A 13200-nucleotide genomic window follows, 5' to 3' on the forward strand; every position below is an offset into this window, starting at 1 on the left:
TTACTTGTCCTCGATAGTTGCCTGTTGCGGTTGGTTCTGCTGAAGACGGCTCACGATGGCATCGGTGTCGTAGACGCACCCGCCCCAAACTCCGCCGCTGGCTTGAACCAGCGCAGCCCACAAACGAGTTGCGGCGGGGAGCTCAGGGTGCGGCGCCAGATCGCCCCGCGCCGAGCGCGCTGCAAGAAGCCGCGCTCCTTCTTCTGCGGTGAAGCGCCGATTACCTTCGCCGATGAGATTGACGGAGCCGAGAAGCGCGCCGCGGTCGATGGCGATCTCAATCACATCACCATCGAGCAAGCGGCCGACCGGTCCTCCCGCCAGCGCCTCGGGCGAGATGTGCCCGAGGCAGGCCCCGGTGGAAACGCCGCTGAACCGCGCATCGGTAAGCACCGCGACATGCTTGCAGTGCGGAAGGCTCTTCAACGCAGAGGTGACCTGATAGATCTCCTGCATACCCGCGCCTGCCGGGCCTCCGCAGATAAGGACGATCACATCGCCCTTGCCGATCTCGCCGCGTTTAATGGCATTGATTGCGGACGCCTCCGAGATGAAGACCTTTGCAGGGCCGATGTGGCGATAGGTGTTCGTCTCGTCGACGAGCGATGGATCAATCGCCGTGCTCTTGATGACCGAGCCTTCAGGCGCAAGGTTGCCGGAAGGGAAGCAGACCGTGGCGGTGAGTCCGCGTTGCCGCGCACTGTCCGGCGACATGATGACATCGTCGGCATCAATGCTGTCGAGATCGAGCAACCGCTTTTTCATGATGCGGCGGCGCTCGCTCTGCTCCCACCAGTTCAGATTTTCGCCGAGCGTCCCGCCGGTGACCGTCTTCGCAGTTGTATCGAGCAGTCCAGCGCGCCGCAGGTGCAGCATCACCTCTGGAACTCCTCCTGCGAGGAAGACCTGTACCGTCGCAAAATTCCTGGGGCCGTTGGGCAGAGCATCGACCAGCCGTGGCACCTCACGATTGATGGAAGTCCAGTCGTCTACAGATGGCCGTCGCCTGCCTGCGGCGTGAGCAATTGCCGGAATGTGAATCAGGAGATTGGTAGAGCCTCCAAAGGCTGCATGAAGAACCATCGCATTGCGAATCGCTGCATCGGTCAATACATCCTGTGTGCCAATCCCGAGCTGCATCATGCGGATCATTGCGCGCGCCGACCTTGCAGCGGCGTCGAGCCACACCGGCTGACCCGATGGAGCAAGCGCTGTGTGCGGCAGCGACAGACCAAGCGCCTCGGCAACCACCTGTGATGTTGCAGCGGTGCCAAGAAACTGACAGCCTCCACCGGGGCTTGCACACGCTCGGCATCCCACCTCAGCGGCGTAATCGAGAGTGATCTGGTTCTGCGCATAGCGCGCGCCGATGGTCTGCACCTTGCCCGCGTCCTCGCCCTCATCGGGCAGAAGCGTGACGCCGCCGGGAACGAGGATGCTGGGAAGAGGGCCAGAGGTAGCAAGGGCCATCATCATCGCGGGAAGCCCCTTGTCGCAGGTTGCAACGCCGAGGACGCCGCTGCGATTCGGCAGCGATCGCATCAGGCGTCCCAGCACCATCGCCGCATCATTGCGGTAGGGAAGCGAGTCGAGCATGCCGGCCGTTCCCTGCGTGCGTCCGTCGCAGGGATCGGTGCAGGCTCCGGCGAACGGAGTTGCATGCAGGTTGCGAAACTCGCGCGCAGCCTCAGCGACGAGCAACCCAACCTCCCAGTGGCCGGTATGAAAGCCCAGTGCGATCGGCGTTCCATCTTGTGCGCGTACGCCGCCGTGCGTGCTGAGGATCAGAAACTCCGGATCGCGCAGCCGCGATGGCTCCCACCCCATGCCTGCGTTCTGGCTCAGGCCGAACAGGTTGCCGGAAGGTTGCGTCAACAGCATCTCTGGCGTGATGGGAAGAACGCCTTCAGGGCCGGGGGCATGGGTCTTGACGCCTTCGTACTGCGAAGTGTCGCCTTCGAGAACATCGGTTACAGTTATCGAGCTATGCGATGACGGGTTCATTGGCTCCGGAGTGCGCGGGCTTAGGTTTAGGCAATAGAAGTATCAGCAGGGAAGAGAATATCAATGAAGAAGACATAAGCAGAAAGCCTGCGCGTGAGCTTCCGGTAACCGCCTGCAAGAGCCCGACAAGATAGCTCCCGGCAAAGCCGCCCAGCGCGCCGAAGCTATTGATCACGGCGAGAACTTCAGCCGTGACATTGCGCGGCAGACGCTCCGGAACGATAGCCCAGAAGGGGCCATAAGGCGCATACATGCAGCCCCCGGAGATGACGAGACACACAAAGGCGGCAATAAAGCTGTTGTCTGCAAACAGAAATGAGCCAAGCATCCCCAGACCGGAGGCAAGAAGGAACGGCCATACCAGGGGCTCCCTACGCAGCGTTTTATCCGAAATGTAGGAGACGGCCATCATCAAGATAATGGCGACGACATAGGGAATCGCGGCAAGCAGGCCCGTCTGCCCCATGGTCATCGAGCCGCCACTCCGGATGATTGTCGGCAGCCAGAGCACAAAGCCATAAAGTCCCAGGCTCCAGCAGAAATACTGGATCGATAGCAGAATGACGTCTCCGCGGATCAGCGCCTTTCGCATCGACTTTACCGGCTCCATCGCAGCCTGTTCGCGCGTGAGCACTTCTTCGAGCGCCTCAGCCGCCGATGCGCTGAGCCATCGAGCCTCGGACGGCCGGTCGCGAACCGTGGCGATCCACACCGGGGCCCACAGCACCGTTGGAATCCCCTCGAGGATGAACGTCATCTGCCAGCCGTAAGCCTGAATGAGATAGCCGGTGATGGCCGACATCCAAAGCACTGTGATCGGGTTGCCAAGGATGAAGACCGAGTTGGCGCGGGAGCGTTCCTCGCGCGTAAACCAGCGCGTAAGCAGGACCAGCATTGTCGGAAAGATGACACTCTCCGCAACGCCGAGGAGAAACCTGTCCAGCGCGAGCAGCCAGAACTCGCGGATGACTCCTGTCAGGGCCGCCAGCGATCCCCACGTAACAAGCGCAAAGAAGATGAGCCAGCGTGCGCTGCCTCTTCCTGCGATTCTCGCGCCCGGTATCTGAAACGTGAAGTAGCCGAGGAAGAAGAGCGCACCCAGCAGTGAAGTCTGCGCGCCGGTGATGTGGAGTGTAGCGGCCAACCCCGCCGCAGCCCCGAAGCCATAGTTGGCGCGATCGAGATATGCCAGGCTGTAGGTGATGAAGACAGCGGGTATCAGGTAGAACCAGCGCCGCCTCAGGTTCCGCGCAATGTCCTGCTCAGCGTCCGAGGAGAGAGCCTCGTGTGAGAGTGCATCGGGATTGCGCGAAGTAACCTTCATTGGGAGTGCCATTCCTGGTGGAAACCTGTTTGTGCGTCTATCAACTCATGTACCATCCACCGTTCAGATTGATCGTCTGACCGGTGACGTACCCGGTTGTGGCCAGGAAAACCGCCGCGCGCGCGATCTCGTCCACTTCGCCGAAGCGTCCTACCGGAATCATCTCGGGACGAATGGACTTTTTCCCGCGAATCATGTCCGTCTCGACCAGCGCCGGTGCGATCGCGTTCGACGTAATGCCTTCCTTTGCAAGCAGGCTCGCATAGCTGTGCATCAGCCCCAGCATTCCTGCCTTGCTTGCGGCATAGTGTGGGCCGATCACGCCGCCGGTCTGCGCCGCAACCGATGACAGAAAGATCAGCCGCCCCCATCGCCGTTCGCGCATTCCCGGCACTGCAGCCTGTGAAACGAGAAACGCTGAGGTAAGGTTCGTCTGGATCGTCTCGTTCCAGTCCGCCAGGCTGAGTTCAGTGAGCGGCTTGCCAGGATTGATTCCAGCATTGTTGACCAGAAGATCGACGGGGCCAAGCTCGTGCGTGACCGCGTCGAGCAGGCGCGCGACCTCTTCTTCGCGGGAGACGTCAGCCTGCACCGCCATGGCCCGTCCATCGCCTTGGCGGATTGCGTCGACGATGGCCGCTGCCTCATCTTTGGCATGGAGAAAGTTGACGGCGACCGAGCATCCTTTGGAGGCAAACGCCAGCGCCATGGCCCGGCCAATGCCACGCGACCCTCCAGTGATCAGCGCCGTCTTTCCCCTGAGAGACACTTCAGCCATCCACTTCTCCTATGCGATGAAAATTATTTGGCGTGTTGCATCGGCGAGTACAGGCAATCAGGGGCGAAATCCCGGAACCTTCAAGCGAATGCTATAGACCGAATCGGTAACGGTTGCGTAGAGAGTCATCGCATCATCGCCTCCCCACGCGACATTCGAGGCGTTCTTCGGCGTGAGGATCGTTCCAAGGTGCTTGCCCTCGGGCGAGATGATCCAGATACCGCCCGGTCCCGAAGAGTAGAGATTGCCGTGGATGTCCACCTTCATGCCATCGGGGCCGCCGGGACGATGGTCGCCCGATGCGTCAAGAAATAGTGTGCCGGCCTCGAGTGTTCCGTCTTTTTTGACGGTATAGCGCATCCACTTCTTCGCTCCCGAGTCGGCAATATAAAGCCATTTGTAATCTGGTGAGAACGCAATACCGTTGGGGCGCGGCAGGTCGCTAATGACCAGTTGCAGCTTACTCCGCTCGGGGGCGGCCCCCGGCTTTACATTGACGGCGCCGGGAATGCGATAGACGCCGTTGACCTTCAGCTTCTTCTCCGGGTCGGTATCCGATTGTGTCCGCAGGCCATACGGAGGATCGGTGAAGTATAGCGAGCCGTCGCGCCCGTAGACGAGATCGTTCGGGCTGTTCAGCGGTTTGCCCTGGTAGCTGTCGGCCAGAATTGTCACCGCGCCGTGCGGGTCCATCGTCTCAAACCGCATGATGTTTCGCGCGGCGTGCCCTGCGACCGTCAGCCGGCCCTTGCTGTCGAGCGTCATGCCGTTCGTTCCCGGCTCCTTGCCGCCGTAAGGCTCGGTTCCGCGATACCCGCTGGGTTGCAGCCATAGGCTGACCTTGCCGTCGGCGCCCACCTCTCGGATGCTGTTGCTTGGAATGTCGGCAAACATCAGCGTGCCAGGAGCGATCCAGACAGGGCCTTCCACCCACGTAAAGCCGTTCGCTATAAGGTGCCATGTGCTGTTGCTGTCGATCAAAGCGTCCAGCGATGGGTCCAGCCGTTCGATCTGAGAGACATGTGCAGGCGAGATTGGCGTTTCAGTCTGCGCAGGTCGTTTACACCCTGTTGATAGAGCGAGAAGACAAAAGACACCTGCTGCAACTGCATTGCCTGTACGCATCACAAATCCTCCGAAAGCTACAACGCAAGTTATAGGCGATTTCGCGTCAGATGCAGTGTAGTGTGTTTTAAGGATTATTTTCTGTCAAAAACTAATACCCTGCTCTCAAGGAGAGAGCAGGGTATTAGTTTCACTGTTTTATACGTTGACTGATTCGTTCGAGGCTTTCTCGGCCTTTCGCTGTGCCGCCGTCTGGCCGAGTTCTGCGGCCAGCTTCTCGGTGGTAAAGGCTTCGATGAAGTCGCCAACCTGGATGTCCTTGAAGTTGCCGAGATCGATACCGCACTCGACACCCTGCCGGACCTCGGACGCATCGTCCTTGAAGCGCTTGAGCGAGGCAATCTTGCCCTTCCATATCTCATCGCCATTGCGCATCACCTTCACCTGCGCGTCGCGCCGGATCAGGCCATCGCGCACGATGCAGCCCGCAATCTGACCGACCTTGGTGATCTTGAAGACGTTGAGCACCTCGGCGCGTCCAAGGTAGTTCTCCTTGAACACCGGCTCCAGCAGCCCGTACATCGCCTTGGTGATCTCGTCCTGCAGCTCGTAGATGATCGAGTGCAGCCGGATCTCGACGTTCTCGCGCTCGGCGATCTCCGCGGCCTTGCGATCGGGGCGAACGTTGAAGCCGATGACGACGGCGTTCGAGGCCGAAGCAAGCAGCACGTCGGACTCGGTGATGGTTCCGACGCCCGCGCGAAGCACGCGTACGCGGACCTTCTCCGTCGACATCTTCTCGAGCGAGTCGGCCAGCACTTCGACCGAACCCTGCACGTCGCCCTTCAGGATCAGGTTCAGGTCCTTCATTCCGGCCTGCTTGATCTGCTCGGCGAGTCCCTCGAGCGAGACGCGCGAGCTCTTGGCCAGCTGCGCCTCGCGTTCCTTCATGGAGCGGTAGCGAGCAATCTCCTTGGCACGGTCGCGATCGGCCATGGCAAGGAAGGTGTCGCCAGCATCCGGGATGGCCTCGAGGCCGAGGATCTCGACCGGGGTCGAGGGACCGGCTTCGGCGATCGAGCGGCCGCGGTCGTCGAACATGGCACGAACCTTGCCGAAGGTGTTGCCGACGATGTAGCTGTCGCCCGTGCGAAGCGTGCCGTTCTGCACCAGGATCGACGCCACCGCACCGCGTCCGCGGTCCAGCTTGGCCTCGATCACGGTTCCGACCGCTGGGCGATCGGGTTGCGCCTTCTGCTCGTTCACATCGGCCACCAGGCAGATCATCTCTTCGAGCTTGTCGAGGTTCATGCGCTTCTTGGCCGAGACTTCGACGAACTCGACCTCGCCGCCCCAGCCAACGAGCTGCAATCCGCGCTCTGCGAGCTGCTGCTTGATGCGGTCCGGGTTGGCTTCCGGCTTGTCGATCTTGTTGATCGCCACAATCATCTTTACGTTGGCGGCCTTGGCGTGGTCGATCGCCTCGAGCGTCTGCGGCATCACACCATCGTCGGCTGCGACAACGATAACGACGATGTCGGTGACCTTTGCGCCGCGTGCGCGCATGCGGGTGAAGGCCTCGTGGCCCGGCGTGTCGAGGAAGACGATCTCGCGTCCAAAGGCCGGTGAGTCCGGCTTCGAGACGTGGACCTTGTAGGCGCCGATGTGCTGCGTGATACCGCCCGCCTCGCCTGCGGCAACATCCGTCTGGCGGATCGCGTCGAGCAGCGAAGTCTTACCGTGATCGACATGGCCCATGACCGTAACGACAGGCGAGCGCACGATCTCGGTCATGCCGGTCGTGTCTTCCAGGAAGCCTTCGATCGCCTCATTCTCAAGCTGCTCTTCGACCGAGATGATGGTCGCGTCCGCGCCAAACTGGCGAGCCACGTCCTTCACCAGCTCGCCGTCGAGCGACTGGTTCACCGTAACGAAGACGCCCCGCATCAGCAGCGTCGCGATGAGATCCTTGCCGCGAATATCCAGCTTCTCGGCGAGATCCTTCACGCTGATGCCTTCGGTCACGGTGATGGTGCGGGTGATCGGCAAAGGCTCATGCGGAATCTGCGCTCCGCCAAAACGTGGCGGAGGCGCAAAGCCCTTCATCGGGCCTTCTTTGGACTTCTCGTAGCGCTGTCCGCCGCCGCGGCGTTGTGCTGGACGGCCCACAGGACGTCCAGCCGGAGCATCGCCTGATCCCGGAGGAAGAAGGCCAGGAGCACCCGGGCGCGGTCCACCAAATCCAGGACGTGCGCCAAAACCGGGCCGGGGCCCGCCAGGACCGCCAAAGCCGGGGCGCCCACCGGGGCCGCCAGGGCCTCCCGGGAAGGTGCGCGTCGGGTGCATCGGCCGCCGGGCTCCAGGAGACAATGGGGGACGGCTTCCCGGAGCACCGGGAGCCTGCGGACGTGGCCGCTCAAAGATAGGACGGTTGCGCGGAGGCGCTCCCGGCGCAGGTGCCGGGGCCGTGTAGATAGGGCGCGGTCCCGTCTGCGGCATAATCACGCGGCGTGCCGGAGGTGCGGGCGCGGCGGGAGCCGTTGGGGCTTCAAGCGCAGCGGCGGCAGGTACGGCCGGAGTCTCCGCAGTGGGAGCTTCAGGCGTTGGCGTCGCGGCTACAGGAACCTCAGGTGCGGCAGGTGCAGGTTTCGGCGCAGCGGCTGGAGGCACTACGAGCGCAGGGCGCTCATGTGCAGCAGGGGCCGCAACAGCCGGTGGAACAACAGCCACGGGAGGACGCGCGATGACCGGGCCGGCCGGAGGCCTGCTCGCGATCGCCGGGGGGGGGGCTGGCTGAACGATGATATTCGCCTGTGGACGTGGCTGCGGAACGATCTTGCGTGGGCCCTGCGGGGCCACAGGCGGCACAGCAGCTACCACAGGAGTTCCAGGCGCAGTTGGCTTAGGCGCAGCCACTACAGGAGGAGCCACAACCGCCGGACGCGGAGCCACAGGAGGAGCGGCCTTTGCCGCCGTCTCTGCCTGTTTCCGTTCGAGAATAGCCTTTAGAGCATCGCCTGGTTTTGACGCCTTTGAGAGATCGAACTTCAGCTTTGTCTCGGCTGGCTTCGGTGCACTGGCCGTGCGGCTTCCGCCCGACAGGTACGCACGAACCTTCTCCGCTTCATCGACCTCGATCGAGCTCGAGTGGGTCTTCTTTTCTGTGACGCCAACCGCCGTCAGCGCGTCCAGAATGGACTTGCTCTTTACTTCCAGTTCGCGTGCCAGATCGTTGATTCGAACTTTGCTCATCCGTTCCTTTTTTGCTTCCCTAGCGCCCTTAGCTGCTCATATCAGCCTCTTCGAGGTAGGAATTGTGGGTGCTTCTATTATTACCGACTTTGCTGCATCCGCGATGCAGCGCGGAGAAACGACTGCGGCTAGCCACGGTCGTTTCCGTCGTCAATACCTTCGTCCGAGACCTCCTGGGCTTCATCGACCAGGGTGTCTACTGTATCGTTGTCCTGCTCAATCTGCTCTTCGCGCGCATCCGCTTCGCTCAAGGCATCGGAGCCGGATGCCCTGTTCTCGGCATCTGCGATGTCCTCTGTCGAGAAGGAGTTGACCTCTTTGGCGCGGCCTTTGCCAGCCTCACCCGCAAGAATCTCTTCAGGGGTCTTCTCCAGCGAGGTCTCTTCCGCTACCGCGCCTGAAGCTTCTGCCGCAGCCGGACGCTCTTCGCCCTCTTCGTACTGGCCGAAGTAGTGGCGCACGGCGACCGAGATCTTCTCGACTGTCTTTTCGCCGATGCCCGGGACTTCCTCCAGTTGCTCCGGCGTCATGTCCGCCAACGCTTCGACCGTCGTGATTCCGGCAGCGATCAGCTTCTCCAGGATCGATTCGCCAAGCTCCGTCACCTGCTCGATCGGAGTCGAAGGTCCGCCGCCCATGGCCTGCATCTGCTGCTCGACCTCCTGGCGCTTCTCCTCCTCGCTCTTGATGTCGATCTTCCATTGCAGCAGCTTCGCCGCCAGCCGGACGTTCTGTCCCTTCTTGCCGATCGCCAGCGAAAGCTGCGTGTCGTCGACGATCACCTCGAGCTGCTTCTCGCCCAGGTCGGTGATCGAGACGCGGCTCACCTTCGCCGGTTGCAGCGCCTTCTCGGCAAAGGTCGTGATCTCGTCCGAGTACTCGATGATGTCGATCTTCTCGCCGCGAAGCTCGCGGATGATCGACTGCACACGCATGCCCTTCATGCCCACGCACGCGCCCACCGGGTCAACGTCCTTGTCGCGCGACTGCACCGCGATCTTGGTACGCTCGCCTGCCTCACGCGCAATAGCCTTGATGCTCACCGTGTTGTCGTATATCTCCGGAACTTCGCTCTGGAACAGGTTCTGCACCAGCACCGGTGAGGCCCGCGAGACGATCACCTGCGGCCCCTTGGCCGCGCGGTCCACGCGCAGCAACACAACGCGCACGCGCTCGCCCACGGCAAACTGCTCCAGCCGCGACTGCTCGCGCTTCGGCATCCTAGCCTCGGCCTTGCCGATGTCGAAGATCACGTCCATCGGCTCCAGCCGCTTCACCGTCGCCGTCAGCACCTCGCCCGCGCGGTGGTTGTACTCGTTGTAGACCGTGTCGCGCTCTGCCTCGCGCACCTTCTGGAAGATGACCTGCTTGGCCATCTGTGCGGCGATGCGGCCCAGCGGAGTCGTGTCCTTGTAGAAGCGCAGCTCTCCGCCCACCTCGACCTCGGGCGCAAGCTCGCGCGCCTGCTCGAGTGTAAGCTGGTTCACCTCGTCTTCGACCAACTCCGGGCTCTCGACCACCGTCTTGAAGACATAGGCGCGGATCTCGCCGGACTCGCGGTCCATCTCGGCGCGCATGTTCTCCTGTGTCTTGTAGTACTTGCGCGTCGCCAGCGCGATCGCGTCTTCTACGGCGCCTACGACTACACCGGGGTCGATGCCCTTGTCCCGGCTCAAGATCTCAATCGACTGATACAAAGCACTTGCCATGTCATTCGTCCTTCTACTGCGTGTTTCGATATCTCGTTGTCTTGTCCTGAAAGGCTCTGTTCACCCTTCCAGGCCTGAATCTCTTTCTTGAATCTCTCTGATGCAGCGCCGAGGCTAGAACTCCGCCACCAGGTGCGCCTTTTCTACATTCGCCAGCGGAATCTCCACCACCGGCACCGTAATGGCCTTCTTCGCCTTGCCCTTCTGCTTCACCGCCGAAAGGTCCAGCGTCAAGACATTCCCCGCAAAACTGGTCAACCGCCCCTGCCACTGCCGGTTGTTGTTTACCGGCGAGAAGGTCTGCACCTTCACCAGGCTCCCGGTAAACCGCGTATAGTCCTCCGGCTTCTGCAGCTTCCGCTCAAGCCCTGGTGAAGAAACCTCAAGCGTGTACTCCGCCCCTGGCATCAGGTCTTCAACGTCCAGTACCGTTCCAAAATCATGCGCAAACGTTGCGCAATCCTCGTGGGTCACACCCGAGAGCATCTCCACGGGAACGCCCTTGGGCAGGGAAGTGGCCTCTTCCTCTCCTTCGGCAGTGGCTTTCGCAGCCAGTTTGGCCCGCTCCTCGGCATTCTTCTCAATGAAGATGCGCAGCGTGCGAAACTTCGCCCCGCCCGAAAACTCAAGGTCCACCACGTCCAGGTGGTGCGAGGCGGCCACGCGGTCCGCCGTTGCCCGTATTGTGTCCAGATTCAGCGCCATAACTCTACTTCTTGTTGTCTGCGTTGCGCCTCAAACGACGTAGTTTGAGGCCTGTTTTCAGAGCAAATAAAAAGTGGGCTGTGGCCCACTCATCTCTTCCGTCCTTTTGCCGGTGCGGTCACGGCCTTACCTGGACAACGGAAAAAACGCTGCAATCCGTATGATACATCCACTTTGCAGGCATTACAAATGCCCGGCCAATCGCTCATGGTTCAGGTGGCGTAGATCTCAGACTGGCGTGGATGGAGTACGGGGAAGGCCCAGCCGCAATGGCTGGGCCTTAGTTTCTTGGGCTCGACGATCTCCCTACCGCGTAAAGAGGTCTTTGACCTGCTGAATGAAGACGTCGCGGCCCATATCGCTGATGGCCTCGGTCAGGGGGAGTTCCTTGGGGCAGGTCATTACGCAGTTCTGGGCGAAGCTGCACTCCTGGATGCCGCCGTCTCCGGAGAGCGCTCGCAGGCGTTCTTCCTTGAGCACGGAGCCGGAGGGGTCGATGTTGAAGAGCTTGGCCTGGGCGATGGTAGCCGCTCCGACGAAGCTGGTGGAGAGGTTGAACTGCGGGCAGACCTCCATGCAGCAGCAGCAGGAGATGCAGTTGGAGAGCGGGTAGCGCTGCTCCTGAATCTGAGGGGCCTGGCGGGGGCCGGAGCCGAGGTCATACGAACCGTCGATGGGCACCCAGGCCTTGACCTTCTTGAGGTTCTCGAAGAGGACGGAACGGTCGACGGCGAGGTCGCGGACAATGGGGAACTTCGAGAGCGGCGCCAGCGTGATGGCTTGGTCCTTGTTGGGGCCGGTGAGCTTGTCGACCAGGGCGGAGCAGGCCATGCTGGCCTTGCCGTTGATGAGCATGGCGCAGGAGCCGCAGATCTCTTCCAGGCAGTTCGAGTCGTAGGTCACCGGCGTCGTCTGCTTTCCGGTGACATCGACCGGGTTGAGCGCGATCTCGCCAAGCAGCGAGGTGATGTTCATGCCGGGGCGATAGGGGATCTCGAACTTCTCGGTGACAGGGGCAGCGTCGGGGCTGGACTGGCGCTTGATCTCGACTTTGATTGTGCTTGGCATGGTCGTTTTTCCTTGGCTACAGCTTAACTGGGTGTGACGGCGGGATAGGGTGTCTTGATCCGCCTTGAATGTGCGAGTGCGAGCGATGGCTTTTCTACGATGAACCACGAGAGGGCGGCTCCGACGGCGACGGCCAGCAGAGTAACAAGCATGGCCGCCCAGGGGCGTGTGGCGTAGAGGCCGGTGGCGACGACGATCTGGATGATGGGCCAGTGCAGGACGTAGGTGCCGTAGGAGAAGTCGCCCCAGCGCGTTGGGCCTTTGACGACGGGCAGTAGAAGCGATGCGCTGAGCGTGAGCGTAGCGACGGCTGCCGGGCGCAGAATGAACCATCCGGTGATGCTGTGCGCGACAAACATGAGGGCGGCTGCGGCGGTGATCCATTTGCCGTTCGCCTCAAACCACTTGAGGTGGTAGTGGATGAGCGCGCCGATCATGAAGAAGGAGAGCTGGCCGGGTAGCTGCACGGCCAGCGTCTCGTGGTTGGCCATGGCGACGCGATAGATGATCGAGAGCGCGAAGAGCGTCCACAGCACGGCGTCGCGATTGAGCCGGCGGCAGAGCCAGACGATCGCCGGGACGGCGATGTAGAACATGACTTCGATCTTGATGGTCCAGAGCGCGCCGTTGAGAACTGGTGTGGGGTTGTTGGGGAAGACGCCGGGTATGGTGCCGCTGAGGAAGGTGGCGAAGGTCAGGTTCGCGAAGAGGAAGCGGGCAACGTGAAAGCTGCCGTAAGAAAACGCTATAGCGAGGCAGAGCGCGGTGGCGACCCAGTAACCCGGCAGGATGCGGGCGGCGCGTTTGATGATGTAGTCGCGCAGGGACGAGGCGCGCTCCCAACTGGCGAAGATGAGGAAACCGGAGATGGCGAAGAAGCCTTCGACGGCGAGGTGTCCGCTGAAGTAGCGGGGCAGAGGATCGAAGATCGGCGCTCCGCTGACGTGGCCGATGTGGAAGAAGACCACAACCGCGGCGAGCAGCAGCCGGATGATGTCGAAGTTGTTCTCACGTCTCATCGAGCAGGCATCTCCCACGGCTCGGGCGAGAGACTGTTCTCGCCGGCGAGAGTTAGAAGATGCTTCCCGTCTTCCCGGCCCGCTCGTTCTCCAGCGTTACGGCAGAGATGCCGGCCTCTTCGCTGGTCAGGTGACGGCCAGGTCCGGCGATCTGCTGGATTCTCTTCTTCACGTTGCGGTTGTACAGGAAGACATACCCCCAGATCGCAAGGAAGATCAACGGAAGCACGACGAAGACGAAGATGTTCGATGTCGCGTACGTCATACGCTGTATGA

General features: G+C 61.5%; 10 protein-coding genes. All 10 read right to left on the bottom strand.

Annotation, left to right across the window (positions count from 1 at the left end; genetic code table 11):
- On the bottom strand, positions 1–2004 hold the full coding sequence (locus JSS95_01520) for a YjhG/YagF family D-xylonate dehydratase (protein ID MBS1798483.1): 2004 nt from the start codon (positions 2002–2004) through the stop codon (positions 1–3).
- The gene (locus JSS95_01525; protein MBS1798484.1) at positions 1985–3328 is read right to left on the bottom strand and encodes an MFS transporter; all 1344 of its coding nucleotides are present in this window, start codon (positions 3326–3328) and stop codon (positions 1985–1987) included. The genes JSS95_01520 and JSS95_01525 overlap by 20 nt, the downstream gene beginning before the upstream one ends.
- 40 nt (positions 3329–3368) lie before the next feature.
- A complete protein-coding gene (locus tag JSS95_01530) occupies positions 3369–4106 on the bottom strand; it encodes a 3-oxoacyl-ACP reductase FabG (GenBank protein MBS1798485.1) in 738 nt (245 codons plus the stop codon).
- A 57-nt stretch (positions 4107–4163) separates the two neighbouring features.
- Complete coding sequence (locus JSS95_01535; protein MBS1798486.1) at positions 4164–5231, bottom strand: SMP-30/gluconolactonase/LRE family protein; 1068 nt, start codon at positions 5229–5231, stop codon at positions 4164–4166.
- Between the two features lie 138 nt (positions 5232–5369).
- Positions 5370–8423 (bottom strand): translation initiation factor IF-2, encoded by a 3054-nt coding sequence (infB, locus tag JSS95_01540; protein MBS1798487.1) that lies wholly within the window; start codon positions 8421–8423, stop codon positions 5370–5372.
- Between the two features lie 128 nt (positions 8424–8551).
- Positions 8552–10132 (bottom strand): transcription termination/antitermination protein NusA, encoded by a 1581-nt coding sequence (nusA, locus tag JSS95_01545; protein ID MBS1798488.1) that lies wholly within the window; start codon positions 10130–10132, stop codon positions 8552–8554.
- Between the two features lie 114 nt (positions 10133–10246).
- Entirely contained in the window at positions 10247–10837 is a 591-nt protein-coding gene (locus JSS95_01550) for a ribosome maturation factor RimP (GenBank protein MBS1798489.1), read from the bottom strand.
- 306 nt (positions 10838–11143) lie between these two features.
- Positions 11144–11905, bottom strand: a complete 762-nt coding sequence (gene sdhB, locus JSS95_01555) for a succinate dehydrogenase iron-sulfur subunit (GenBank protein ID MBS1798490.1) — start codon at positions 11903–11905, stop codon at positions 11144–11146.
- A 23-nt stretch (positions 11906–11928) separates the two neighbouring features.
- Entirely contained in the window at positions 11929–12924 is a 996-nt protein-coding gene (locus JSS95_01560) for an acyltransferase (protein MBS1798491.1), read from the bottom strand.
- A 52-nt stretch (positions 12925–12976) separates the two neighbouring features.
- A complete protein-coding gene (locus JSS95_01565; GenBank protein MBS1798492.1) occupies positions 12977–13189 on the bottom strand; it encodes a hypothetical protein in 213 nt (70 codons plus the stop codon).
- Positions 13190–13200 lie beyond the last annotated feature (11 nt).

It is taken from the genome of Acidobacteriota bacterium (genome assembly GCA_018268895.1).
In the GTDB taxonomy this organism is placed as follows: domain Bacteria; phylum Acidobacteriota; class Terriglobia; order Terriglobales; family Acidobacteriaceae; genus Edaphobacter.

Coding starts and splice junctions, on each gene's coding strand:
- JSS95_01520 (MBS1798483.1), bottom strand. CDS start 2,004: ATGAACCCGTCATCGCATAGCTCGATAACTGTAACCGATGTTCTCGAA.
- JSS95_01525 (MBS1798484.1), bottom strand. CDS start 3,328: ATGAAGGTTACTTCGCGCAATCCCGATGCACTCTCACACGAGGCTCTC.
- JSS95_01530 (MBS1798485.1), bottom strand. CDS start 4,106: ATGGCTGAAGTGTCTCTCAGGGGAAAGACGGCGCTGATCACTGGAGGG.
- JSS95_01535 (MBS1798486.1), bottom strand. CDS start 5,231: ATGCGTACAGGCAATGCAGTTGCAGCAGGTGTCTTTTGTCTTCTCGCT.
- infB (MBS1798487.1), bottom strand. CDS start 8,423: ATGAGCAAAGTTCGAATCAACGATCTGGCACGCGAACTGGAAGTAAAG.
- nusA (MBS1798488.1), bottom strand. CDS start 10,132: ATGGCAAGTGCTTTGTATCAGTCGATTGAGATCTTGAGCCGGGACAAG.
- JSS95_01550 (MBS1798489.1), bottom strand. CDS start 10,837: ATGGCGCTGAATCTGGACACAATACGGGCAACGGCGGACCGCGTGGCC.
- sdhB (MBS1798490.1), bottom strand. CDS start 11,905: ATGCCAAGCACAATCAAAGTCGAGATCAAGCGCCAGTCCAGCCCCGAC.
- JSS95_01560 (MBS1798491.1), bottom strand. CDS start 12,924: ATGAGACGTGAGAACAACTTCGACATCATCCGGCTGCTGCTCGCCGCG.
- JSS95_01565 (MBS1798492.1), bottom strand. CDS start 13,189: ATGACGTACGCGACATCGAACATCTTCGTCTTCGTCGTGCTTCCGTTG.